This is a genomic window from Sphingobium sp. B11D3B, from assembly GCF_025961735.1.
GTDB lineage: Bacteria > Pseudomonadota > Alphaproteobacteria > Sphingomonadales > Sphingomonadaceae > Sphingobium.
Genome location: NZ_JAOQOF010000001.1, coordinates 3,573,454 through 3,597,774 on the forward strand (window position 1 = coordinate 3,573,454; position 24,321 = coordinate 3,597,774).

23 protein-coding genes and 1 tRNA gene are annotated in these 24,321 nt (G+C 65.8%); 8 read left to right on the forward strand and 16 right to left on the reverse strand.

From position 1 onward, the window contains the following. Window positions 1-18 precede the first annotated feature (18 nt). Both apaG and M2333_RS16545 read left to right on the forward strand, forming a co-directional pair. Window positions 19-417 carry a Co2+/Mg2+ efflux protein ApaG gene (gene apaG, locus M2333_RS16540; RefSeq protein WP_181560583.1) on the forward strand — a complete coding sequence of 133 codons (399 nt, stop codon included), beginning with the start codon at window positions 19-21 and terminating at the stop codon, window positions 415-417. Next, window positions 414-1,208, forward strand: a complete 795-nt coding sequence (locus M2333_RS16545) for a LysR family transcriptional regulator (RefSeq protein WP_264612483.1) — start codon at window positions 414-416, stop codon at window positions 1,206-1,208. The genes apaG and M2333_RS16545 overlap by 4 nt, the downstream gene beginning before the upstream one ends. A gap of 275 nt (window positions 1,209-1,483) precedes the next feature. On the opposite strand, the gene M2333_RS16550 is transcribed toward M2333_RS16545, so the two are convergent. The 6 genes from M2333_RS16550 to lepB all read right to left on the reverse strand — a co-directional run bounded on the left by M2333_RS16550 (window position 1,484) and on the right by lepB (window position 8,262). Then, window positions 1,484-3,280 (reverse strand): monovalent cation:proton antiporter-2 (CPA2) family protein, encoded by a 1,797-nt coding sequence (locus M2333_RS16550; RefSeq protein ID WP_264612484.1) that lies wholly within the window; start codon window positions 3,278-3,280, stop codon window positions 1,484-1,486. 269 nt (window positions 3,281-3,549) lie between these two features. Next, on the reverse strand, window positions 3,550-4,449 hold the full coding sequence (locus M2333_RS16555; protein WP_264573565.1) for a 3-keto-5-aminohexanoate cleavage protein: 900 nt from the start codon (window positions 4,447-4,449) through the stop codon (window positions 3,550-3,552). A 106-nt stretch (window positions 4,450-4,555) separates the two neighbouring features. After that, window positions 4,556-5,662 carry a helix-turn-helix transcriptional regulator gene (locus M2333_RS16560; RefSeq protein ID WP_264612485.1) on the reverse strand — a complete coding sequence of 369 codons (1,107 nt, stop codon included), beginning with the start codon at window positions 5,660-5,662 and terminating at the stop codon, window positions 4,556-4,558. 148 nt (window positions 5,663-5,810) lie between these two features. After that, complete coding sequence (gene era / locus M2333_RS16565) at window positions 5,811-6,725, reverse strand: GTPase Era (protein WP_264571252.1); 915 nt, start codon at window positions 6,723-6,725, stop codon at window positions 5,811-5,813. 50 nt (window positions 6,726-6,775) lie between these two features. Next, window positions 6,776-7,447 carry a ribonuclease III gene (gene rnc / locus M2333_RS16570; protein WP_264612486.1) on the reverse strand — a complete coding sequence of 224 codons (672 nt, stop codon included), beginning with the start codon at window positions 7,445-7,447 and terminating at the stop codon, window positions 6,776-6,778. Continuing rightward, the gene (gene lepB, locus M2333_RS16575; RefSeq protein WP_264612487.1) at window positions 7,444-8,262 is read right to left on the reverse strand and encodes a signal peptidase I; all 819 of its coding nucleotides are present in this window, start codon (window positions 8,260-8,262) and stop codon (window positions 7,444-7,446) included. The genes rnc and lepB overlap by 4 nt, the downstream gene beginning before the upstream one ends. A 171-nt stretch (window positions 8,263-8,433) precedes the next feature. On the opposite strand from lepB, the gene pgi reads away from it, so the two are divergent. Beyond that, a complete protein-coding gene (gene pgi / locus M2333_RS16580) occupies window positions 8,434-9,948 on the forward strand; it encodes a glucose-6-phosphate isomerase (RefSeq protein ID WP_264573562.1) in 1,515 nt (504 codons plus the stop codon). 122 nt (window positions 9,949-10,070) lie between these two features. On the opposite strand, the gene M2333_RS16585 is transcribed toward pgi, so the two are convergent. Continuing rightward, window positions 10,071-11,474 carry an MFS transporter gene (locus tag M2333_RS16585; RefSeq protein ID WP_264612488.1) on the reverse strand — a complete coding sequence of 468 codons (1,404 nt, stop codon included), beginning with the start codon at window positions 11,472-11,474 and terminating at the stop codon, window positions 10,071-10,073. A 146-nt stretch (window positions 11,475-11,620) separates the two neighbouring features. On the opposite strand from M2333_RS16585, the gene M2333_RS16590 reads away from it, so the two are divergent. The 3 genes from M2333_RS16590 to M2333_RS16950 all read left to right on the forward strand — a co-directional run bounded on the left by M2333_RS16590 (window position 11,621) and on the right by M2333_RS16950 (window position 15,404). Further along, a complete protein-coding gene (locus M2333_RS16590) occupies window positions 11,621-13,099 on the forward strand; it encodes an FAD-dependent oxidoreductase (protein WP_264573560.1) in 1,479 nt (492 codons plus the stop codon). Window positions 13,100-13,120: 21 nt separating this feature from the next. Continuing rightward, window positions 13,121-14,179: a TauD/TfdA family dioxygenase gene (locus tag M2333_RS16595; RefSeq protein WP_264612489.1), complete on the forward strand. Its 1,059-nt coding sequence runs from the start codon at window positions 13,121-13,123 to the stop codon at window positions 14,177-14,179. A gap of 124 nt (window positions 14,180-14,303) precedes the next feature. Next, complete coding sequence (locus tag M2333_RS16950) at window positions 14,304-15,404, forward strand: GGDEF domain-containing protein (protein WP_319801317.1); 1,101 nt, start codon at window positions 14,304-14,306, stop codon at window positions 15,402-15,404. A 34-nt stretch (window positions 15,405-15,438) separates the two neighbouring features. On the opposite strand, the gene M2333_RS16605 is transcribed toward M2333_RS16950, so the two are convergent. Further along, window positions 15,439-15,515, reverse strand: a tRNA-Arg gene (locus tag M2333_RS16605). 132 nt (window positions 15,516-15,647) lie between these two features. On the opposite strand from M2333_RS16605, the gene M2333_RS16610 reads away from it, so the two are divergent. Continuing rightward, window positions 15,648-16,412, forward strand: a complete 765-nt coding sequence (locus tag M2333_RS16610; protein WP_413716510.1) for a queuosine precursor transporter — start codon at window positions 15,648-15,650, stop codon at window positions 16,410-16,412. 9 nt (window positions 16,413-16,421) lie between these two features. Here the strand turns inward: M2333_RS16610 and M2333_RS16615 are convergent, their stop codons facing one another. Then, complete coding sequence (locus M2333_RS16615; protein ID WP_264574917.1) at window positions 16,422-17,105, reverse strand: RluA family pseudouridine synthase; 684 nt, start codon at window positions 17,103-17,105, stop codon at window positions 16,422-16,424. A 337-nt stretch (window positions 17,106-17,442) separates the two neighbouring features. On the opposite strand from M2333_RS16615, the gene ctrA reads away from it, so the two are divergent. Beyond that, a complete protein-coding gene (gene ctrA / locus M2333_RS16620) occupies window positions 17,443-18,156 on the forward strand; it encodes a response regulator transcription factor CtrA (protein ID WP_181560569.1) in 714 nt (237 codons plus the stop codon). Window positions 18,157-18,582: 426 nt separating this feature from the next. Here the strand turns inward: ctrA and M2333_RS16625 are convergent, their stop codons facing one another. The 7 genes from M2333_RS16625 to M2333_RS16655 all read right to left on the reverse strand — a co-directional run bounded on the left by M2333_RS16625 (window position 18,583) and on the right by M2333_RS16655 (window position 24,286). After that, a complete protein-coding gene (locus M2333_RS16625) occupies window positions 18,583-19,413 on the reverse strand; it encodes a 23S rRNA (adenine(2030)-N(6))-methyltransferase RlmJ (RefSeq protein WP_264612490.1) in 831 nt (276 codons plus the stop codon). A 373-nt stretch (window positions 19,414-19,786) separates the two neighbouring features. After that, window positions 19,787-20,566 (reverse strand): metallophosphoesterase family protein, encoded by a 780-nt coding sequence (locus M2333_RS16630; RefSeq protein WP_264612491.1) that lies wholly within the window; start codon window positions 20,564-20,566, stop codon window positions 19,787-19,789. Between the two features lie 86 nt (window positions 20,567-20,652). Continuing rightward, window positions 20,653-21,207 (reverse strand): dCTP deaminase, encoded by a 555-nt coding sequence (dcd, locus tag M2333_RS16635; protein WP_181560566.1) that lies wholly within the window; start codon window positions 21,205-21,207, stop codon window positions 20,653-20,655. Window positions 21,208-21,264: 57 nt separating this feature from the next. Beyond that, window positions 21,265-21,744 carry a cytidine deaminase gene (locus M2333_RS16640; RefSeq protein WP_264612492.1) on the reverse strand — a complete coding sequence of 160 codons (480 nt, stop codon included), beginning with the start codon at window positions 21,742-21,744 and terminating at the stop codon, window positions 21,265-21,267. Next, window positions 21,741-22,478, reverse strand: a complete 738-nt coding sequence (locus M2333_RS16645) for a glycoside hydrolase family 25 protein (RefSeq protein WP_264593899.1) — start codon at window positions 22,476-22,478, stop codon at window positions 21,741-21,743. Before M2333_RS16645 ends, M2333_RS16640 begins: the two co-directional genes overlap by 4 nt. 18 nt (window positions 22,479-22,496) lie before the next feature. Then, window positions 22,497-22,979, reverse strand: a complete 483-nt coding sequence (locus tag M2333_RS16650) for a UPF0262 family protein (RefSeq protein ID WP_264612493.1) — start codon at window positions 22,977-22,979, stop codon at window positions 22,497-22,499. Between the two features lie 86 nt (window positions 22,980-23,065). Then, window positions 23,066-24,286 (reverse strand): MFS transporter, encoded by a 1,221-nt coding sequence (locus M2333_RS16655; protein ID WP_264612494.1) that lies wholly within the window; start codon window positions 24,284-24,286, stop codon window positions 23,066-23,068. Between the last annotated feature and the right edge of the window lie 35 nt (window positions 24,287-24,321).

Genomic DNA, 24,321 nt, shown 5'->3' on the forward strand with positions numbered 1-24,321 from the left:
CGTAGCATGAATGCCTTGATGAACGCCCTTTTCGCCTATGCCGAGACGACGCATGACGTGACCGTGCGCGTGTCCGTCAACTTTCTCTCCGAGCAATCGGAGCCGGACATGGGCAAGTGGTTCTGGGCCTATCACATCCGCATCGAGAATGGCCGCAAGGCGCCGGTGCAGTTGCTCACGCGCCATTGGACCATCGCGGACGGGCGCGGCGCGCTCTACAAGCGCGAGGGCAAGGGCGTGGTCGGCGAGGAGCCGGTGATCCATCCCGGCGCGGCCTATGATTATGTCTCCGGCTGCCCGCTCTCCACGCCGACCGGCTGGATGGAAGGCAGCTACCAGATGCTCGATGCCGGCGGCAGCCTGCTGGATGTGCGCATCCCCCGCTTCGCGCTGCAGGCGCCGGCGGTCTCGGGATGAAGCGCACGCACCTGCCGCTGAACGGCCTGCGCGTGTTCGACGCGGCGGCGCGGCATCTCTCCTTCACCCGCGCGGCGGATGAGCTGGCGGTGACGCCCGCCGCCGTCGGCCAGCAAATCCGTGCGCTGGAGGATATGCTGGGCGTCGTGTTGTTCCGTCGCACGCCCCGCGGGCTGGAGCTGACCCCGGAAGCCGAAGCTGGCCTGCCCGCGCTACGCAGCGCCTTCCTGGAACTCGAGGAATCGGTCCGCGCCATGCAGGCCGGACAGAGCAGCCAGCATCTCACCATCGCCGCCCCCCGCGACCTCACCGCCAAATGGCTGAGCGCGCGCCTCGCCGCGTACGCGGCGCAGGAGCCGGGCGTGCAGTTCATGCTCGTCGCGGCGGACGATGCGCTCGATTTCACCGAGGCCAATCTCGATCTCGCCTTGCGTCTGACCGACGGTGCCGGCGAGCATGAGGGCGTGGCCCTCGGCGAGCCGCGCTTCGTCACGGTCGGCGCACCCGATGGCGGCGGACTGGAATCGCCCATCGCCTGGCCCGGCTGTCCGGTCGATGACGGCAAGGCCATCGTCCGCGTCGCCGACGCCGGCCTCGCCATCGACGCCGCCGCCAACGGCCTCGGCCGCGCCTGCGTACCCGCGCTGCTGGCGGAAGCGGACATCGCCACCGGCCGCGTGGCCGCCCTTGACGAACCGCGCAATGGCCCCGGCTACTGGCTCATCGCGCCCCTCCCGCAATGGCGGCAGAAGAAGGTGAAAGCCTTGGTGGCTGCGCTCAGTGGGGGCTGAGGCGAGCCGCCCTCGCGCCGACTACTCCTCTCACCGTTCGCCCTGAGCGAAGTCGAAGGGTGAAGCCGCGCGCAGCGAGCTTCGCTTGGCTTCCGCTCAGCAGGGCCCTTCGACTTCGCTCAGGGTGAACGGAAAAGGGAAGAGCGGGATTTACTCCCACCCCTACCCCCGTTCGTGTCGAGCGAAGTCGAGACACCATGCGCAGTTCTGGCGTGTCTCGACTTCGCTCGACACGAATGGAACGCGGGCATGATACTCCGGCCCGCCCAACCCCCCTAGCCGCCCTCAGCCCGCTGCGGCGGGAAGAAGGGCTCCGGCTCCGGCGTCACCATATTCCCGCGCATCAATGAGCGCCCCGCCGTGATCCCCCCGACCAGTTGCAGCTCGACCCGCTGCGCATCGCGCTCGCGCACATCCTCGATCGCCTCGCGCGCGTCGTCCTCGTCAACGCCGAGGTCGGTCAGCACCGCCTCGCTGAAGGCCAGCGCGGATTCGAACGTCTCGCGGATCTGATAGTCGACGCCCGCCTTGATCAGGCGCAGCGAATGGCCGCGGTCGAAGGCGCGCACGTAGAGCTTGGCGAGTGGGAATTCGTGCCGGCAAAGCTCGACGATCTTGTCGGCCACATCCGGCTTGTCGACGCAGACGAGGATTGCCTCGGCCCGCCCGGCGCCGGAGGCATGAAGCACGTCCAGCCGCGTGCCATCGCCATAATAGACTTTGAAGCCGAAATTGCCGGCCGCCTGGATCATCTCGACATCATTTTCGATCAGCGACAGCTCGAAGCGCCGCGCGAGCAGCGCTTGGCTTGCCACCTGCGCAAACCGGCCGAAGCCAATGCACAGGATGCGGCCGGTCAGGTCCTTGGCCTTGTCTACGCCGTCGAGCGAAACCGGCGCGTTGCGGCGCATCCGGTTCTGCACGATGAGCACCAGTGGCGTCAGCGCCATGGAGAGGATGACGATCGCGCTCATGATCGCCGCGATCCGCGCATCGAAAAGGCCGACCGCCAGCGCCGCGCCATAGAGCACGAACGCGAACTCGCCGCCCTGCGCGAACAGCGCTGCGCGGTGGCTCGCGGCGCTGTGGGCCGAGCCCATCAGCCGCGCGACGGCATAGATGCCGATCGCCTTGACGACCATGAAGGCGAGGACGCCGCCCAGCACCAGCTGCCACTCGCGGAGCACCGTCGAGAGATCGAGCGACATGCCCACGCTGATGAAGAACAGGCCGAGCAGGATGCCGCGAAACGGCTCGACATCGGCCTCCAACTCATGGCGATAGCTGGATTCGGAGAGCAGCACGCCAGCGAGGAAAGCGCCCATCGCCATGGATAGCCCGGCGGCATCCAGCAGCACGGCTGATCCCAACACGATGAGCAACGCCGCGGCGGTGAGCACTTCGCGTGCGCCGGCCCGCGCGATCAGGCCGAACAGCGGATCGAGCAGCCAGCGCCCCGCCGCGATCAACGCCGCGAGCGCCGCCAGCGCCAGGCCGATGCTCTGCCAGACGGGCGGCGCGTCCTCCACGCCCGCCGCGCCATGGAACGCCGCCCAGAAGGCGACGAGCGCCAGCAGCGGCACGATGGCCAGGTCCTCCAGCAGCAGGATGGAGATCGCCTTCTGGCCATCCTCGGTGCCCGCGTCCCCAGCTTCGTTCAGCATTTGCATGATGACAGCGGTGGAGGAGAGGACGAAGCCCATCGCGCCGGCTGCCGCTACGGCCGGAGGCAGGCCGGCCGTCATGCCGAGCAGGGTCAGAAGCGCACCGCACAGCAGCACTTGCGCTGCGCCGAGGCCGAAGATCTGCTTGCGCAGGTTCCACAGCTTGCGCGGCCGCATTTCGAGGCCGATGATGAAGAGGAACATCACCACGCCCAGCTCGGCGATGTGCAGCAGTGCCTGCGGATCGTTGATCAGCCCCAGGCCGAAGGGGCCGATGGCGAGGCCGGCGGCGAGGTAGCCCAGCACCGATCCGAGGCCCAGCCGCCGGAACAGCGGCACCGCGATCACGCCGGCCCCCATCAGGATGATGGCCTGACCCAGCCCGAAACCCATCGATGCGTCCGCCATGCTGTCCGTCCCAATCCCCGGCAGCCGTCAGGCCGGCGCGGTCAGCGCGGACAATCGGGCGGCTCCATGCTCGATGAGGCAGATCTCAGCAGCCCGTCCGCGCGTTCATCGACCGGGCAACCTTGGATGGTCGGTGCAGCAGAGTCAAACCGCTGCGCGCATCCTCCTAAGCCCTTCCCGTTCAGGGGAGGGGTTGGGGTGGGGAGCAAGCTCGCACCTGTGCCTGCCGTCGAGGCAGCGGCACATCACTCACCCCCCACCGCCTGACTTCAGACCGCCTTCAAACCCAGCAGCTCCCGCGACTCCGCCGCGCTCATCGGCTCGATGCCCATCTCGTTCATGATGCGCACCTGCCGCTCGATGAGCTGCAGGTTGGTCGCCTTCACGCCGCGTGAATAATAATGATTGTCCTCCAGCCCCACGCGCACATGGCCGCCGAGCAGCAGCGCCTGCGTGGTGGCGGGAAGCTGCGCCGGGCCGATGCCGGAGATGCACCAGATCGACTGCGGCGGCAGGCACTTTACCATGAAGTCGAGAATGTCGGTGCTGTAGGGCATTGCGCCCTGAAAGCCCTTTTCGCCGCCCAGCACGATGTTAATGTAGTAGGGCGGCTTGTCATAGCCCTTCTGGATCAGGCGCGTCACGTCCTGAAGGATGTGGTCGGGCGAGAAGACTTCCCACTCCGGCTTGATGCCCTTGTCGACCATCGCCTTGACCAGCGTCTCGCAGCGCGAGGGCGGGGTGATGACCAGCACGTCCTTGCCGCTGATCGTGTCGACCACGGTCACGCCGTCGAAGGTGCACATTTCCGCGCCGCCCTCGGTGCCCTTGAGGCGCTCCTCGAAGCTGTTCTCGAACATGCCGTCGGGCCGCTCGATGAGCATGTCGCCGCTGTTGCCGCCGCCCGTGGAGTTGTTGAGGATGATGTCGCACTTGGCGCGGATGCGATCGTTGATGTCGCGGTAGATGGCCGGGTTGCAGGTCGCCTCGTCGTCCGGGCGGCGCGCGTGGATGGCGGCGATCGAGGCGCCGGCCTTGTAGCAGGCATAGACGTCGTCGGCGATTTCCTGCGGCTGGGTGGGCAGCGCCGGGTTGGCGCTCTTGAAGGTGGTGCCCCCGGTGGGCGCAATGGTCACCATGCGGCGATCGCTCATATTTCCGGCGCTCATATTTCCGGCTCCTCTCGAAAAGTCTCGTGCTGCCGCTGCTGCCCGCTTGTCCTCCGCCGGTCAAGCCATGCGCGATGGTTGACGTTGATAAAGTCCGAAAAGCTGCTCAGCGGAGCAGGCGGTTGATCAGCGCGACCAGCTCGGCTTCCCGATTGGTGCCGGTCTTCTCGAACAGGCGCTTGATCTGGATGTTGACCGTGCCAAGGCTCGTGCCGCGCTGCAGGGCGATCATTTCGCGGGAGGTGCCTTCGGCCAGCAGCATGGCGATCTCGGTCTCGGCCCGCGTCAGGCCCATCATGCGCTGCAATGCCTGGCGCTCCATCGCGCCAATGTTGCCAGCCGCGCGTACAGTGACGAGCAGCCGCGGCTCGAAGCCGAGCGCGGCGGGCTTGGCCGGCAGGCGGAAGATTTCGCACAGGCGGCGCTGGGCGATGGGGCGCTGCTGGCCCAGCCACACCCCGCAACTCGGCAGCGCCACGTCGCCTGCCTGCAGCATCGCGCCGATCTGCAACCGCAGCTCGCGCGCTTCGGCGCTGTTGGGGGCGGTCAACCGCTCGTCGCGCAGCATGATCAGATCTTCGGCGCGGAGCAGCACCTCGCCGGCGCGGGTGGTGGCGCACACCCGGCCCAGCCCGTCGCACACGAAAGCGGCGGTGTTCATCGTGTCCAGCGATCCGGCGAGCAGCTTCGCGCCTTCGCCTTCCAGCGTGCGCTGCATCCGGACGGCGGACTGCATCAGCGGCGCGGCCTGCGTGAAAACGGCGCGATCGGCCTCGGTGGTGCGCCCATCCTGATAGGTGCGCAGAACGGCCAGTCCAACCATCACCTGCCCGTCATTGACGAGCACGACCTGGCAGCCATGTGGCATGTTGGCGTCATGCGTGAAGTCGTCATAGATGTCGGTGTTCTGCGCGGCCTTGATGGCATCATAATGATATTCGTGGCGCACATCGAGCGGACCGCTGGCAGCGGCGACCCGCCAGTTCCCATGGGAATAATTGGCAACCTCGCTGTCAAACTGGCGGCAGAGACGCTCGTTCACCGGATCAGTGAGGAGGTTGAAGGCCAGCGTGGTTGGCGACCCGATCCCGAGCAACTGGCCGGACAAGGACCGCGTCTCTCTGGCGAGCGCACGCAAGGCGTCCTCCCAGCCGCCCTCGGTGAGAGGCGCACTCAGGATAGCTTCGGTCAGACTGGGCAGCGCTCTTCCCAAAAGCGATCAATCCTCCCACCTCCGCGACCGAGCCTCCCGGCGTTCGGTAGCGACCTAAGCTCCATGAAAAAGCAGGGTTGTGGCGTCAACCACTGGTTTCGACGCGAGGAGCGGATTGATCCAATCCGGGATTGCGCGAGGGATGGGGTCAGTCCACCCAGTCGAGACCGATGTCACGATAAACGTGGCGGTCCTCGTCCCAGCCTTCCTTCACCTTCACATGCAGGTAGAGGTGGACGGGCACGCCCAGCAGGCTCGACAGTTCGGCCCGGGCCTTGCTGCCGATCTCCTTCAGCCGCTGCCCGCCCTTGCCGAGAATGATGCCGCGCTGCGTTGCCCGCGCGACGAGGATCTGCTGGTGGATCTCCACCGACCCGTCGGCGCGCTCCTTATATTGCTCGGTCTCGACTGCGCTTTGATAGGGCAGTTCGTCGTGGAGCTGGTGATAGAGCTGCTCGCGGGTGATTTCGGAGGCGAGCAGGCGGTCCGTCGCATCCGAAACCTGATCTTCGGGGAAATGCCACGGCCCTTCCGGCACGGCGGCGGCCATGGCGGCCTTGAGGTCGACCAGCCCGTCTGCGGTGGTGGCGCTCACGAAGAAGGTCTCGGCGAAATCCACCCGCTCGTGCAGACGCTGGGTCAGCGTGAGCAGCTTGTCCTTGGCGGCGATGTCCACCTTGTTGACGATCAGCCATTTGGTTTCGCGCCGCTGGGCGAGGCCATCGAGGATCGGCTCCATCTTGGGCCCAAGGCCGGCGCGGCCATCGACAATGAGCGCGATCAGGTCGGCATCCTGCGCGCCGCCCCACGCGGCCTGCACCATGGCGCGGTCGAGCCGCCGGTCCGGCTGGAAGATGCCCGGCGTGTCGACGAGGATGATCTGCGCGGGCCCCTCGATGGCGATGCCCATTACCCGCGTGCGGGTGGTCTGCGCCTTGGGGCTGGTGATCGCGATCTTCTGGCCGACCAGGGCATTGGTCAGCGTGGACTTGCCCGCATTCGGAGCCCCCACGACCGCGACGACGCCGCAGCGTTGATGGTCAGGCGATGGCGTTGAGGTCACTGGTCACTCCGTCGGGCGCATGGCGCGCGCTGGCTGAAAAGGGGTGCGGATCATGCCTTGAGCTTGGCGAGCAGGGCAATGGCGGCGGCCGTCTCGGCCTCCTGCTTGGAATGGCCCTCGCCCTGCGCCTCACCCGCATTGCGGATGGACACCGAGATGGTGAAGCGCAGGGCATGTTGCGGCCCGCTGCGCTCCAGCAGCTCATAATGCGGCGGCTGGCGATTATGGGCGGCCGCCCATTCCTGCAGCGCGGATTTGGGGTGCTTGGGCGCGCTGGCCTGTCCCTCGACCATCGGCTCCCACATGCGGTGGATGAATGCGCGCGCCGCATCCATGCCGATGTCGAGATACATGGCGCCGATCAGCGCTTCCACGACATCGCCCAGCACATTGTCGCTCTCGACCGCGCCATCGTCGCGCGCCTGCTTGCCGAGGCGCAGATGCGTGCGCACGCCGATCTCGCGCGCTACCTGTGCGCAACTAGTGCCGGTGACCAGCTGATTGAACCGGCGGGAGAGCTGGCCTTCCTTCTCGGCGGGAAAGCGGACGTAGAGCCAATCGGCCATCACCAGCCCCAGCACCCGGTCGCCCAGAAACTCCAGCCGCTCATAATGGGTCGCGCTGGCGCTGCCATGGGTCAGCGCCTGCTCATAGAGCGCCCGCTGCCCCGGCGCCTGACCGATAAGGCCGGCGAGCCAGGCGTCGAGATCGGCCGTGCTCAAAAGCCTTCGCCGATGCGTTCAGGCCGGGCGGCGGTGAACCATGTCCAGGGCAGGAGCAGATTGGCGGAACCGTCGGTAGAGAAGAAGCTGACCATCGCCCGCCCGATCAGATGGTCGATCGGCAACGGCCCGACGCCCCGGGCGTCGACGGGAATGCGGCTGTCGGCACTGCGGTCGCGATTGTCGCCCATGACGAAGACGTGGCCCTCCGGTACAACAGAGACGGCGCTATTGTCCGCCGGACCGTCGATAAGGTCCAGCACTTCGTAGCTTTTTCCGTTCGGCAGCGTCTCGCGATAGCGCGGGTAGCGGCAAAAGGCCTCGCCCTTGGCATCCGTGAACTCGAATTCCTCGATGAAACAGGGCGAGGGGCTGCGCTCGGTATTGGCTGCCTGCAGCATGTTGGCGGTCACCGGGATCACCAGATCATCGATTCGCCGCTTGGGAATGGCCTTGCCGTTCAGATAGACGACGCCGTCCTGCATCTGGATGGTATCGCCCGGCAGGCCGATGACGCGCTTGATCCAGTCTTCCTTGGGATTGCCTGGCGAAGCGAACACCACCACGTCTCCGCGCTCGGGCACCTTGCCCATCACCCGCCCCTCGAACAAAGCGGGCTGGAAGGGGAAGCTGTAGCGCGAATAGCCGTAGGACCATTTGGAGACGAGCAGATAGTCGCCGATCAGCAGGCGCGGCTGCATGGATTCGGAGGGAATATTGAACGGCGCGATCAGCAGCGAGCGGATCGCCACCACGATCACCACAAGCTTGACGAGGAACCACAGGAAATCCCGTGTCTCGGATTTGTGGGACATCGAAAGGCAGCTTTCCAGACAGGTTCGTCGCGATGACGGGGAATATAGTGTCTTTGCGGGGCGGGGGTGGCGGCGTCAAGCATTGTGGCGCGCTTCGCACGTGCAATAGGCATGCGCATTGGATATGCCGCCCCTTAATGAAGCAACGCCAGACCGGAGCGCTTACGCACCATGACCGACCCTGATCGCATCACCGCTTGCTGGACCGACATCAAGGCGGCGCCGATTCCCGATCTGCGCAGCCTGTTCCGCGACGAGGCGGATCGGCTGGCGGGCCATGTGGTCGAGGAGGCTGGCCTGCGCTTCGATTTCTCCAAGACGCACCTCACCGAGACGACGCTCTCGGCCTTCGAGGCGCTGGCACAGGCAGTTGATTTTAACGGCAAGCGCGCGGCGATGTTCGCCGGCGAGGTCATCAATGTGACCGAAGGTCGCGCTGTCGAGCACACCGCGGAGCGTGGCGAGGGCAACCCGGACAGCGTGGCCGCCGCACGCGAGCACAAGGTGCGGATGCGCACGCTGATCGACGCCATCGAGGCCGGCGCGCTCGGCGAGATCCGCCACATCCTCCACGTCGGCATCGGCGGATCGGCGCTGGGGCCTGATCTACTGGTCGATGCGCTTGCTCGTCATGCCGACCGCTATGACGTCGCCATCGTCTCCAACGTCGATGGCGTGGCGCTGGAGGATGCGATGGCCCGGTTCGATCCGGCCTTCACGCTGCTCGTCATCGCCTCCAAGACGTTCACCACCACCGAGACGATGCTCAATGCCGCCAGCGCGATCGCGTGGATGACGCAGGCGGGGGTGGACGATCCCTATGGCCAGGTCATCGCGCTCACCGCTGCGCCGGACAAGGCGATCGAATGGGGCGTGGACGAGACGCGCATCCTGGGCTTTTCCGAAAGCGTGGGCGGGCGCTATTCGCTTTGGTCTTCCATCGGCTTCCCGGCCGCGCTGGCGCTGGGCTGGGATGCCTATGAGGCGCTGCTGGAGGGTGCTGCGGCGATGGACCGGCATTTCCGCCACGCCGACGCTCGCGACAACGCCCCGCTGCGCGCTGCCTTTGTCGACCTGTTCTATGCCCGCGTCATGGCCTGCCAGACCCGCGCCGTCTTTGCCTATGACCAGCGGCTGCGGCTGCTGCCTTCCTATCTCCAGCAGCTGGAGATGGAGAGCAACGGCAAGTCGGTGAAGGCGGATGGCAGCCCGGTCGATGGACCGACGTCTGCGATCACCTGGGGCGGTGTCGGCACGGATGCGCAGCACGCGGTCTTCCAGCTTCTCCATCAGGGCACGCATGTCGTGCCGGTGGAGTTCGTCGCGGTGACCGAACCGGGCGACACGCTCGATCCTGCCCATCACCAGACCCTGCTGGTCAATTGCTTCGCGCAGGGCGCCGCGCTGATGCAGGGTCGCGAGAATGCTGCCGATCCAGCCCGGGCCTATCCGGGCAACCGCCCCTCGACGACGATCCTTATCGATGAGCTGAGCCCGCACACGCTGGGCGCGCTGATTGCCTTCTACGAGCATCGCACTTTCGCCAATGGCGTGCTGATGGAGATCAACAGCTTCGACCAGTTCGGCGTGGAACTCGGCAAGGAGATCGCCAAGTCCATCGAACAGAACGGCGCGCAGGGCTTCGATCCTTCGACCATGGCGCTCATTGAGCGCGCACTCGGCTAAGCGCGCCTCAAATCCTCTCCATATATGGCGAGGTGGCAGCGCGCAGTGCTGACGAAGGGGGCGGGCGAGACCCCCTCCACCGCCTTCGGCGGTCCCCCTCCCCGCAAGCGGGGAGGATCTCGTTAAGCCGCCGCAGTGCCGGCAGTCTCAGGCGCCGGGCGTTCCGGCCGCTTGAGCAGCATGTTGATCACGAGGATCGAGAGGAAGAGGATGAAGGGGCAGATCGCCGCCAGTGCATAGGTACGCACGGCGGGGATGCCGCTCGCGAGAATCGCTCCGCCGATGAGAGGGCCGACGATGCCGCCGATCTTGCCGACCGCCGAGGCCCAGCCACCGGCGCTCGCCCGGATCGCGCTCGGATAATAAAGCGCGAGCTGGCTGATGATCGCCGCATGGCAGCCGCCAACCAGCATGCTCTGCACCACGATAGTCGGCAGCAGCATCGCGCGCGGAATCCACTCCATGCCGATGCCGACGGCCATGGGCACGATGAGCAGCGTGCAGGCAGCCGCGAATTTGAGGCCGTAGCGGGCGGAGAAGCGCATGATGACCACGCCGGCAACCGCGCCGAGCAGCGCACCGATGGCCGAGACATTGGCGGCGGTTTCCCGCGCCACGTCCATCCGCTCGAGCACCAGCGGGCCGAAGGCGGACTTGAAGAAGATGCCGAGGGCGCTGGCGCCATAGCCGATCCAGATGATCGGCGTGAGCAGGCGCAGATTGCCGACGAACAGGTCGCTGAAGCGGAAGTTGCGCTTGTGCTTGCCTTCGTCGGCGAGAATGAACTGATCGTCCGCCTGCACGTCGATGCTCTTGTCCAGCCGCTTGATGGTTGCGACGATCAGCTCGGGCTTGATGCCCTTGCTGGCCAGGAAGCGCGGGGATTCCGGCAGGAAGATCGCGATGGCGAGCGCGCAGACGACCGAGCCGATACCGCCGGCGAAATACACGCCTTCCCAGCCATGGATGGGCGCGATCATGTTGGTGAGCGGGGCGGCGGCCGCGCTGCCGAGGCTGAAGCCCATCATGATGAAAGCGATCACCGTGGCGCGCAGCTTGGGCGGCACAAATTCGACATTGAGCGCCCAGGCGAGCGGCAGCGCGCCGCCAATGGCCAGACCATCGAGGAAGCGCAGGGTGAGCAAAGCGGGATAATTGGTCGCGAAACCGGTGAGGAAGGTCAGGATGCCAAAGGCGAAGGTGCACATGATGATGGTCGGGCGGCGGCCGATACGGTCACCCACATAAGTAAAGATCAGCCCGCCGACGACCATGCCCACCGTGCCGGCCGAGAAGGCATTGCCGATCTCGATGTCGGTCAGTTGCAGTTCGTCCTGCATATAGGGGGCGGTGAACGACATCATCATCATGTCCAGCCCGTCGAACAGCGTGACGAGCCAGGAGAGCATGATCAGCAGATAGTTGAAGGGCGTGAGCTTGCGTCCGTCGAGCAACGTCGCAAGATCAACCGTTTTTGCCGCTCTGGCCATACCGCAGGCATCTCCCTCTTCGCGCAGATTATCCATATCTCGCCGTCCTTTGCCGGGACCGCGATCATTTCGCTACCTGTTTAGCTACATCTGAACTAATAATTAGCAAGCTCTCTATACACGAGCGAAAATTTGTTGCCTTGACTATGAGGCAAGGCGAATCAGTGAGGAGAGAATGTCAGATGGCTGAAGAGCAGACGCCGAAGGTTCGTCAGGTTCGCCAGTCGGAGGATCGTTTTCTGGCCTCTGACGTGTTCGAGACGGGTGGTCGGGTGCTGCCGCGGGCCAATGGCACGGGGACCTGGGTCGAGCCCGCGCGCGAGATTCCGGTGTATCACAGCTGCGACGTGCTGGTGGTCGGCGGCGGGCCTTCGGGCACGGCGGCGGCCTGGGCGGCGGCGCAGGCCGGGGCCGATGTGGTGCTGATGGAGCGCTACAATCATCTGGGCGGCCTTTCCACCGGCGGCCTCGTCATCTGGATCGACCGGATGACCGACTGGACCGGTCGCCAGGTCATCCAGGGCTTTGCCAATGATGTGCTCGGGCGCCTGCCCGCCGCTGGCCTTGCCGGACCACCGCGCGCCGACTGGGGCTCGCGCGATCCCAAGAAAGCGAGCTATTGGGGCCAGCGCACTGCGGCGTTCCACGGCACGGTCTGCTGGTCGCCCACGCTCGATCCCGAGCGGTTGAAGCTGATCAGCCAGGAGATGCTGCTGGCGGCCGGCGTGCGGCTGGTGTTCCACAGCTGGGCAGCAGTGCCGATGGTCGCCGACGGCAAGGTCGAGGGCGTGGTGTTCGAATCCAAGGCCGGGCGTCAGGCGCTGCGTGCCAAGGTGGTCGTCGATACCACCGGCGATGGCGACATCTTCGCGCGCGCCGGGGCCGAGTTCGATACCGATATCGAGGAAGGCGACGTCCACCACAGCGCCAACACCGGCTTCATGCTGGGCGGTGTGGACATGGACCGCTGGCTGGCCTTCCGCGCCAATGAGCCCGAGCAATATGCCGAGTTCGCCAAGCTCGGCCGCGAGCGGCTCGGCTTCTTCCAGCCGCCTTATGTCTCCTGGCGCAATGATATCGCGCTGTTCCTCGGCCCGCGCCAGTCCGGCCTCTCGGCGCTGGATGTGGACGACCAGACCGAGCTGGAGATCCGCTCGCACCGCTTCATGCAGACGCATTGCGAGTTCTTCCTCGCGCATGCGCCGGGGTTCGAGCAATGCTATATGCTGCAGAGCGGCTCGCAGCTTGGCGTGCGGCACACACGGCGTCTGGCCGGCATGGGCAAGATCCTGCGCAGCCAGTGGGCCGACGGCATTGCGCTCCCTGACGAGGTCGGGGTCAGCCCATCGGTCAGCCTCAAATATCCGGTGATCTCGGTGCCCTATGGCGCGCTGGTGCCGCGCAAGCTCGACGGCTTGCTGGCAGGCGGCAAGCACATCAGCTGCGATGCCAACTCGCATGGCTTCATGCGCGAGATCCCGCAATGCTGGCTGACCGGACAGGCTGCCGGTGCCGCAGCGGCGCTTTCGGTGAACGCCGGCGTCCAGCCTCGTGCGCTCGATGTGACCAGCCTGCAGGCAGAGTTGCGCAGGCAGGGCGTGTTCCTGCATGACCAGGCAGGCAAGATGCCGGAAGCCGAACAGGCCGCCGCGGCGGAATAATCCCGTGAATTGAGAGTATTGATGACTGACAGCGCGACCCTATCCCGCCCCGAGCCGAGCGAACTGACCCGTCTCGGCAAGCCCTCCGGCGCATGGACCGGCACGCTCGGCGGGGGTGCCGAGGGCCTCACCCGGCGGCTGGGACCGGCGCAGCTCGACGCGTTGGACGCTGCCGTTCGCGCCACGCAGGGCCGCGCGCCGACCGCCGTCACGCGGGAGGATTTCGGCGCGCCGGAGATCGCGAGCCTGATGGCAGCGGTGAATTACGACCTGATGGCCGGGCGCGGCGCCGTGTTGCTGAGCGGGATCGACATCGCGCGCTACGACCTGGAAGCGTTCCAGCGCCTGCACTTCGGTCTTGGCACGCATCTGGGCCGCGCGGTCGAACAGAGCGCGCGCCACGATCGCATCGGGCTGGTGCGCAAGGAGCCCAATCCCGAACGGCGCGGCTATCTCAACGATACCGAGCTCGGGCCGCACACCGACTATCACGAGATCCTCAGCCTGGCTTCCGTCGTCACCTCGCCGGAGGGCGGGGTAAGCGGGCTGGTCAGTGCTGCCGCCGTCTATGCGGCGATCCAGGCGGAGCGACCGGACGTTCTGGCGGTGCTGGAGGAGGGCTATTATTACCCGACAAGCCTGGAGAGCGTCACCCATTACAAGGTGCCCAGCTTCTCCGTGATCGACGGGCATATCGGCATCTACAATTACGTGCTGTTCATCGTGCAGGCCGCGCAGATCAGGGGCGAGCCGGTGCCGGAGCGTTTCGTGGAGGCCTTGCGCGTCCTGATGCGCGTGGCGGCGCGGCCGGAGTTGAAGGTATCCTTCACCCTGCAGCCGGGCGAGATGATCTTCTGGCACAATTTCCGGGTGATGCACTCGCGCACCGGCTTTACCAACACGCCCGGTCGCGAGCGGCTGCTGCTGCGGCTCTGGCTGGAGGCGCACGAGCGCTACCCGCTGGCGCAGGGCTATCGCGAGATCGGCCGCCTGCTTGAGCAGCAGCATGCGCAGGGCTGGTCGATGCTGGTCAATAGCGACGAAAGCCTGCGGGCCGCCGGAGCATTGATCCGCGGATAACGTGCCAACTCCGCGCGTAGGGAACCACTGCGCCGTCTTGGCATTTCCCGTCTTTTCCGGCTCCCGGCGAACATTCTCGGCGCCCGTGTGTTTTGCTGGTACAAAGGGGCAGGGAAGAGGGCCAATGATCAACCGGCAGGTGCTGCTCGCAGACAAGGTGTATGTCGAACTGGTGCGCAGCCTGTTCGTCAATGTGACGCCGTCTGCCATCATGGCGGTCGCCTTTACCCTCAGCGTCGCCCTCATCGTGAACGAGACGCGGGACCGGCTCACGTTGACGCTCGGTTTGGCCGGGGTGCTGGCGATGGGGGTGCGGATCATCGTCACGCTGCGTTTGCGCGGACAGGCGCTCGCCAGCGACCTTCACCCGGTCCGGGCCAGACAGCTCGAGCTCATGTTCCTCATACCCCAGCTCAGCTTTGCCCTCGCGCTTGGCCTGTTCAGCGGGCTTGTCATCCTGCAGGATTCCGAGGGTGAGCCGTTGATGGTGTGTCTGGTCGTCGGTTTCTGTGCAGGTCTCGCCGCCGGATCGGGCCTGCGCCCTCCCGTTGCCGTGCCGGGCATGCTGGCGGCCAGCCTCCCCACCGCTCTGGCCGCGTTTATCCGTGCCGATGCCATGTCGATCGCCACCGGCGCCTCCATTCTGGCCTTCCTCTATGCCGGTGCGCAAAGTCTGGCGACGCGGCATGAATCTGCCGTGACAGGCATCAGCAAGCGGCTGACCTCCGGATCATTGGCCCGGCGCGATCCGTTGACCAATCTCGCCAATCGGCTTGCCCTTCGCGAGCGGTTCGATGAGGCCGTGGTCCTCAAGCGGGGAAAGGGAATCGTGGCCGTTCATTATCTCGATCTCGACGGGTTCAAGCCGGTGAACGACACCCACGGCCATGCCGCCGGCGATACGCTGCTGCAGATGGTCGCCAAGCGACTGAGCAGTGCCATCCGCAGCGAGGATATCGTGGCGCGGCTGGGCGGCGACGAGTTCGTCATCGTTCAGTTCGGCCTCGATAAGCCGGAGGATGCCACGCTGTTGTCCGATCGCGTCGTCCGCGCCATCGCGCAGCCCTTCGTCATCGAGGGGAATCGCATCCGCATTTCCACCTGCATCGGCACCGCGACCGCGCGCGCCGAGGAGAGCCACATGGAGGTGCTGATGCGCGAGGCGGACGAGGCGCTCTATGCCGCCAAACGACGGCGCGCTCAGGCACAGGCGGCACGAGCGTAGTTTCCGCAGCCTTGGCCCGCGCCGAAGGAGGGAGTGGCGACCCCGGCAGGATTCGAACCTGCGACCATTCGCTTAGAAGGCGAATGCTCTATCCGGCTGAGCTACGGGGCCACGGAACGATCCGCTAACCGCATCGCCGGGCGTCTGGCAATGGCAAAGCGATGCCGCGCGCGGTTTTGCGTGGGAGCAAGAGGCTGCAAGATCGATTGCAGGGCGCGATATCGCGCGGCATAGTCCCGCGCCATGGCTGCTCCCTCCGACGCCGCGTCCGCCGCGACTCCGCCCTCGATCGCTCCCCATTCGATCGCTCATGTCGATGCCAGCGCACTCGCCGGGCACAGGCTGCAATATTATGATTTCGTGATGGCCGCCTTCGTCGCGGTGCTGCTGCTCTCCAACGTCATCGGCGCCGCCAAGCTGGCGAGCCTGTGGGGCTTCACCTTCGGTGCCGGCATCCTGTTCTTTCCGTTGGGCTATGTGCTGGGCGACGTACTGACGGAAGTCTATGGCTATGCCCGCGCCCGGCGCTGCATCTGGGCCGGCTTCGCCGCGATGCTGTTCATGGCCCTGATGAGCTGGGTGGTCGTCTCGCTGCCCCCGGCGGAAGGCTGGGACGGGCAGGCGGCCTATGAGTCGGTCTTTGGCCAGGTGCCGCGGATCGTCTTCGCCTCGATTTTCGCCTTTTGGGCCGGTGAGCTGACCAACAGCTTCGTGCTCGCCAAGATGAAGCTGCTGACCAAAGGCAAGCATCTGTGGACCCGCACTATCGGCTCGACCATCGTCGGGCAGGGCGTCGACAGCCTGCTCTTCTATCCGCTGGCCTTTTATGGCCTGTGGTCCACCGATCAGGTGCTGACCGTGATGGTCACCAATTGGGCGTTGAAAGTAGGCTGGGAAGCGGTGCTGACGCCGGTCACCTACCTCGCCGTCAATTTCTTCAAGCGGCGCGAAGGGCTGGACGTCTATGATGAGCAGACTGACTTCACGCCGTTCAAGGCGCAGGTCTGACCAGCCCCGTTAGCCCTCGGCCGGTGAGGGCGCATCCCGGTTAAGCGCCTCGGCATCCGGGAAGCCCGCCGCTGCAAACGGGGCCGGTGGCAAGGCTTCGGCCTCGACGGGCGGCTTGCCTGGGCGGGGCAGCTTGAGGCTGACCGCGTGCAGCAGCATCCGGCCATCCCATGGCGCGCCGGGTGTAGCAGAGGGGTAATAACGGTCGCCCAATATGCCGAGGCCAAGGCCGTGCAGGGCATGGGCGCGCAGCTGGTGCGTGCGCCCGGTTTCGGGGCGGAACTGCACGAGGGCGCGGCCATCGCGCGCCTCCAGCAGGCGCCAGCGCGTGACGGCCGGCTTGCCCTTCGGGTCCGGCTGCATCCGCCAGCCATCCTCGCGCGTGCTGGTCTTGCCCAGCGGCAGGTCGATCACGCCTTCACGCTCCGCCGGCACGCCGTCCAGCACCGCAAGATAGACCTTCTCCACCTCGCGCGCTTCGAAGGCCTGGGTGAAGCGCTTGGCAGCCTTGGGATTACGGGCGAGCAGCAGGCAGCCGCTGGTGTCCCGGTCCAGCCGATGCACCGCCACCGGCCAGCGCTGGAAGCCGAAGGTCAGGCTGTCGAGATGATTTTCCAGGCTCAGCGCGCCGTCGCGCGGGCGGTCGACGGGCAGGCCCGCCGGCTTGTCCAGCACGATGGCCTCACCATCCATGAAGATCACCCGGTCGGTAAGGGGGGACAGATCGCCGGCAGGCGACCCTCTGCGGCTATTCCGGGGATCATGGGTGAAGGACATGCAGCCTCCCTAGGCGCTATCGCCCGCAGGGGGAAGACGCAGGGAGGGACGGGCTCCATTTACTTGCCCCCGGCGGAGGGGGGCCGCATTGATTCTCACCCCATTAAGCACGCAAACGGCCCGCGACTCGTGCTTTCAGGCCAGTTTACGTAAAATTAACCTTTTGCGTTCACTCTTCATATGGTTAATAGTTACTGGTGGTTGGATTGAGTGACGAGCAGCTCTCCGGCCAACTGAGCAAAGGGGCTGGTGTATGCGCGTGTTGCTGATCGAAGACGAACCGACGACTGCCAAAGCTATCGAGCTGATGCTGACCACCGAGGGGTTCAACGTCTACACGACCGATCTGGGCGAAGAAGGTCTCGATCTCGGTAAGCTCTACGATTACGATATCATCTGCCTCGACCTGAACCTGCCGGACATGCACGGCTATGACGTGCTCAAGAAGCTCCGCGCCTCTCGTGTGCAGACCCCGGTCCTCATTCTCTCCGGCATTGCGGAGATGGACAGCAAGGTCCGCTCCTTCGGCTTCGGTGCGGATGATTACGTCACCAAGCCGTTCCACAAGGAAGAGCTGGTCGCGCGCATTCATGCCGTCGTCCGCCGCTCCAAGGGCCATTCGCAAAGCGTCATCCGCACCGGCAAGCTGTCGGTCAATCTCGATGCCAAGACCGTGGAAGTGGATGGCAATCGCGTCCACCTCACCGGCAAGGAATATGCGATGCTGGAGCTGCTCTCGCTCCGCAAGGGCACCACGCTCACCAAGGAGATGTTCCTCAATCATCTCTATGGCGGCATGGACGAGCCGGAACTCAAGATCATCGACGTGTTCATCTGCAAGCTGCGCAAGAAGCTCAGCCTGGCATGCAGCGGCGACAATTACATCGAGACCGTCTGGGGCCGCGGTTATGTGCTGCGCGATCCCGACGAGATCATCGACGAGCTGGAGACGGCGCAGGTCGCCTGACGTCACGCTGCGAACGGATTTATAGGAAAGGCCGGCGGAGCGATCCGTCGGCCTTTGCTACGTGGGCCTCGCCGGAACCGGTGGATCAGGACAGGGGTGCAGAAAACGCAGCCGCATGCGGGCACACTATACGCCCCATATACCGGACACGCCCGACCTCCAAAAAACCACCCCGTGCTCCTGCGAAGGCAGGAGCCCAGGGCAGACAAGCACCTCGATTTGGCCTGGCGCACCCCAGGCAGATGCAGTCTTGGACGGAATAGCGGCCTCGTCATCTGCGACCGAAAACGGCATCCGGACAAGCCTCCGTTCGTCCTGAGTAGCTGCTGAGCCTGTCGAAGCAGCGTATCGAAGGACCGGCCATGCGCTGACCCACCGGCAAACGGGGGCTTTCGAGCCCACTGCCGCCCCGGCTCGAATGTTGCCCTACTCGCTCAACCAATCGGCCTTAATCTCGCCCCTGTGCCCCTCCGGCGCCAACGCGGCGCGCAGGGCTTCCAGCAGAGGCGGCAGCGCCTGCGTGAAGGCGTAGGGCGGGTTGACGATATAAAGCCCTGCGCCGTTGTAGATGCCCGGCTGGTCGGCATCGTACAACCAGTGATCCACCTGCAGGAATTTCGGAATGCGGAGCTTGCGGAGCTGCCCGCTCCACCGCTGATGCGTGGCGCGGTCTTTGAGCGGGTACCAGATCACCGTCACGCCATGCGCCCATTTGCGGTGAGCGGCGGCGAGGGTGGCGGTGATGCGGGCGCGTTCGTCCGTCTGCTCATAGGGCGGGTCGACCACAACCACGCCGCGCGCGGTGCGGGGCGGCACCATCGCCAGCCAAAGCTCGTAGGCATCGCGCTCGTGCACGGCGGCGGACGTGCCGCGCATTACGCCGCGCAGGGAGTAAGCGTCTTCGGGATGTTTTTCGTTGAGGATCAGCAAATCCTGCGGGCGCAGAAGCTGCGCCAGAATCTGCGGCGATCCGGGGTAGAGGCGCGGCTCGGCTCCCACGTTCACCGCCTGCACGGCGGCGCGATAGTCGCTCAGCAAGGGGTTAGGATCGGCAAAGGCGCGCAGCACGCCGTTCATGGCCTCGCCGGTGCGTTGGGCCTGCTCGCTGCCAAGGTCGTACAGCCCGCAACCCGCATGGGTATCGATCAGGGTTAGCGCGCCCGGCTTCTGCTGCAAGGCGCGCACGAGGGCGATAAGCAGGCTGTGCTTCACGACATCGGCGCTGTTGCCGGCATGGAAGGAATGGCGATAATTCATGGTGATTCAAATTCCTGACACGCGCGGCCGGGCGGGCACGCGCAGCGACCGACAAGGCGCTCGTGGAGCGTGAGCGGAAGCCTTTAAAGCACTTGCGCGCGGCCTCAAGCCCGTGGCGATGGCACCATCGGTGCGATTGCATCATGTGCTCAGAACAGACGCGCCGTTCGTGTCGAGCCCTTCGACTGCCCGCAGGCGAGCGCTCGGGATGAACTTCAGCCTTTGGCTGAAGTCGAGACACGCGAGGCCTGTGCCAACCATGTCTCGACTTCGCTCGACACGAACGGAGCGGCGGGGAGCCGTAGGTGACGGGAAGCGAGGGCAGTTCGGCTGCACTCATCGCAGTGTCTGCGTTGTGCCCGACGGAGCCGACCTAGCCCCCCGATCTACCGGTCGAGAGAAACCAACGCTCCGTGCCCTCAAGCCCCGCAGCCGTCAGCACGCCGGACTTGTACGCGCCGGTGTCGATTCCCATCCTGTTCTCGCGCTGCTCGACCGCTTCGGTGATCGAGTGGCCATGGACGATGAAATAATCGTGCGGTTCGTCGTAGAACAGGAATTCCTCGCGGATCCAGCGCAGGTCCTTTTCGTCCTGCTCGTCCAGCGGCACTTCGGGCCGGACGCCGGCGTGGACGAAGGCGTAGTTGCCGATGATCGCCTTGTCGGTCAGCCCGGCGAGGAAGGCGCGATGCGTGTCCGGCACCGCGCTCGTCAGCCAGTCGCGCAGTTCGCCCAGCGTCATCGTGTCGAGATCGGCCTCGCTCGCGCCATAGGAGAGCAATGTCTCGCGGCCGCCGATGCGGGTGAGGAAGCGCAGCGCGCTTTCATCGCCCTCCACGGCCATGGCGAATACTTCCTCATGATTGCCGCGCAGGCAGAGGATGTTTGGCCACCAGTCGCGCAGTTGCAGCACATAGTCGATCACGCCCCTGCTGTCCTGCCCGCGGTCGACATAATCGCCCAGGAACACCAGTTGCGTGCTGCCGGTCGGGCCTCGGCTATGGTCGTCGGCCGCGATCAGATCGATGAGTTCGAGCAGCAGATCCAGCCGGCCATGAATGTCGCCGATCGCGTAGACGCGGCGGCCCTCGCCCAGGTCTGGCGCATGGGTCAGAGGTTCAGGCTTTGACTTGGATTTGAAGAGGCCAAACATGTGCCTCTCCATATAAAACGAGCGGGCGCGATCCGGCCAGCGCAATCGTGCTTAGCAAAAGCTTTCCGGCGACAGGTTGGCCCCCGTCAGAGCTTGGGCAGCGTCACGCCCCGCTGGCCCATATATTTGCCGGCGCGGTCGGCATAGCTCGTCTCGCACGGCTCATTGCCTTCCAGGAACAGGAACTGGCAGGCGCCTTCATTGGCGTAGATTTTGGCGGGTAGCGGCGTGGTGTTGGAGAATTCCAGCGTCACATGGCCTTCCCAGCCCGGCTCCAGCGGCGTCACGTTCACGATGATCCCGCAGCGCGCATAAGTGGATTTGCCGAGGCAGATCACCAGCACATCGCGCGGGATGCGGAAATATTCCACGGTCCGCGCCAGCGCGAAGCTGTTGGGCGGGATGATGCACACGTCCGTCTTGCGGTCGACGAAGCTGTTGGCGGCGAAGTCCTTGGGGTCCACCACGGCGCTGTCGACATTGGTGAAGATCTTGAAATCCTCGGCCACCCGCGCGTCATAGCCGTAGGAGGAGAGGCCGTAGCTGATGCAGCCCTCGCGCCGCTGACTTTCCACGAACGGCTCGATCATGCCGTTTTCCTGCGCCTGACGGCGAATCCATTTGTCGGAGAGTATGGCCATGGGGGCGTTGCTAATCGCTCGCCGCGCCGAATGCCAGAGGCGATGATATGGTGAGGATCAGCCCGGACCGATGCCGAGATTGGCCGGGCCGAAGGCGTGCGGCAGCAGCGCGTCGAGCGTAAGGCGCAGCACGGCGCCGCCATCTGGCGTGGCGCACAGGATCGCGAGCGGGCGTCCGCCCATATCCTGCGCTTCCTTGATGATCTGCCGGCAGCGGCCACAAGGCGTGATGATGCCGCCATCCCCGCCGCCCATGGCGCCGCCTGTCACCGCGATGGCTGCAATATCCCGTAGCCGTCCTTGCGCATTCGCGGCGGCGATGGCCACGGTCTCGGCGCAGAGTGACAGGCCGTAGCTCGCATTCTCGAAATTGGCGCCGGTGAGGATCGTCCCGTCGGTCAATCGTAGCGCCGCGCCGACCGCAAAGCGGCTATAGGGCGCATGGGCCCGCGCCATGGCAACGCGCGCGGCGTCGATCAGCGTGCGCTCGTCCGGGGTCGGTGCTGTCAGGTCTTGTCGGGTCGCTTCATTGCTCATTGCCGCACCGCATTCCATTCGATCGGCCCCTCGATGCCGTTGATCCGCTTCCAGGTGGAGGCGGTCCACATCGTCCAGGGACGCGTGGTGTAATCGGGCACGAAGAAGTCGCCGTCCACCCACAAGGTGCGGTTGATGCCACCGGCCACGTCATAGGCTGCCTCGAATTCGCGGCTGGTGCGGATCACGGCGGGCTTGGCCGCGTGGGTTTCGATCTGGTTGAGAAAGGTGTTCAGCTCGGCGAGCAGCGTATCGCGGTTGGGCCGCGCCGTGCAGGGCAGGTCGAAGCCCATTTCCACCACCGGCGGCAGCATCTGTGGGTCGCGCGGGACGGTGGCGATGAACCGCGTGGCCTGCGCCGAGGCGCTGCTGCACAGATCATAGCGATGGATCGCGCCGTGGCGCATGTCGTTGGCGACCGCGCCGGCGAGATAATCATTAAAGGCGCTGTCCCGCCCGCGCGCGCCATCAGTGGCGCGCAGATAGACGAAGTCGGCACCTGCCGCGCGGGCCATCCGCCAGTTGATCGTGCCGCTCTGCGCGCTCAGCGTGATGCCTTGCACGGGGAAATATTTGGCAGAGGGCGTCCAGCTGCGGGCGAGCGTGAAGAGGCCCGCCACCAGTCCGCCGCCGATCACCAGCAGCAGCATGAAGAGGCGCAGCGGCGTCACCTTGATCCGCCGGCGCCGGGCGCCCGGAGCGCTGGTCATGCGCTTGGCCTTTATGGTGCTCATGTCGTTTCGTCAGTCCTGTTATGCGCGGATATGCAGCACGCAGATCAGCGTGAACAGCCGCCGCGCGGTATCGAAATCCACGTCGATCTTCCCCTCCAGCCGCCCGCGCAGCAGTTCGGCGGCATCGTTGTGGACAGCGCGTCGGGCCATGTCGACGGTCTCGATCTGGCTCGGCGTCGCCTGGCGGATCGCCTGATAATAGCTCTCCGTAATCGCGAAATAATCCCGTATCGCGCGCCGCAGGCTGGCGAGGCCGAGGATGATCGCTTCCAGCGCGCTGTTATCCGTGCGCCGCAGTTCGATCACCAGCCGCCCGTCCGCCACGTGCAGAAACACCCGGTAAGGGCCAGCATAGCCATCCTCATGCTGGCGCACCGGCGCGAAATGATTGTCCTCCAGCAGGTCGAAGATCGCGATCCGTCGCTCCTGCTCCACATCCGCGCTGCGCCACAATATCGTCTTCTCGTCGAGCTCGATGTCGATGATGCGGGGATCGGCCATGGTCCCTTGCTTCCCTAGGCGCGTGGGCCAGCGGCGGCAAGAGCGTGGGGGCAGGAGGGCGGGGGAGGCCCCGGGGAAGCAGCGCCTCAGGCGGGCTTGGCGCCCTCGTGGCGGGGCATCGGCCAGATCAGGCCGATGAACGGCAGAACCAGCATCGCCAGACCGGAGAACAGCAGCGCGCTGGCAACGCCATGGGCCTGCGCCACATGGCCCCACAGCCAGCTCCCCAGCGCGATCCCGCCGAAGGTGAGGCTGCTCACCATGGCGGTAATGCGCCCGATAAGCGGGGCGGGCGACCACATCTGGCCGGCGACGGCAAAGCCGGAGAGCGCCTGCACCCAGCCGGCGCCACCCATCACCAGCAGCACAAGCGTGGGGACCAGCCCGATGCCGAGCGCAACGCACACGCACACCGCGCCATAGAGGAGCCCCGCGCCGCGGATGATCGCCTCGCTGGAGAAGCGCTGGCGGAACCATGTGCTGCTCGCCGCGCCGATCACCGCGCCTAGGCCGAGTGCGCCGAGGAGCAGGCCGAAGGTCATCGATCCCCGGCCGAGCATCTGCGTTGCAACGAGCGGCATCAACGCCCAGGCAGCGCTGCCGGCGAGCGTGAAGCTGATGGCGCGGACCAGCACGGTGCGGATCGCCGGGGAACCAAGCGCAAAGCGGAAGCCCTCGCCGATCACCGTCAGCAGCGGGCGCCTTGTGGCCGGCGCCGGCGGCGCGGTGCGCCAGCGCAGCAGAATGACGATGACCATCAGATAGGAGAGGGCATTGACGACGAAGGCGGCCTTCGCGCCGCCCAGCGCGACGATGCCGCCGCCGATGGCCGGGCCAAGGCTGCGGGCGATGTTGAAGGCCAGAATGTTGAGCGCGACGCCCGCGGCCAGTTCGCTGCGCGGCACGATGCTGCCGATGGAGGAGGCGAGCGCCGGGTTGAAGCAGGCCACGCCGCAGGCGAGCAGGGCGGTGAGGCCGATGAGCAGCCCCGGCGGTGTCGTCCCGACAAAGGCGAGCGCCGCCAGCAGGATGGAAAGCGAGACCATGCCGGTCTGCGCGCCGAGCATCACCAGTCGCTTGTCGAACATGTCCGCCCAGGCCCCGGCCGGCAGCGCCAGCAGCATGATCGGCAGATTGGTCGCGCTCTGGACGAGGGCGATGACGTCGGCCGGCTGGCCCGTGATGGTGAGCTGCCAGGCGGCGCCCACGGACTGGATGGCATTGCCGAAGTGCGAGAACAGGCTGCCGAGCAGGATCAGCAGGAAGGTCCGGTGGCGCAAGGGAGAGAAGGTGCCGCCGCTGCTCATGGCCGTTGGTCCCTCATCTGCTGCGCGCTCATCAT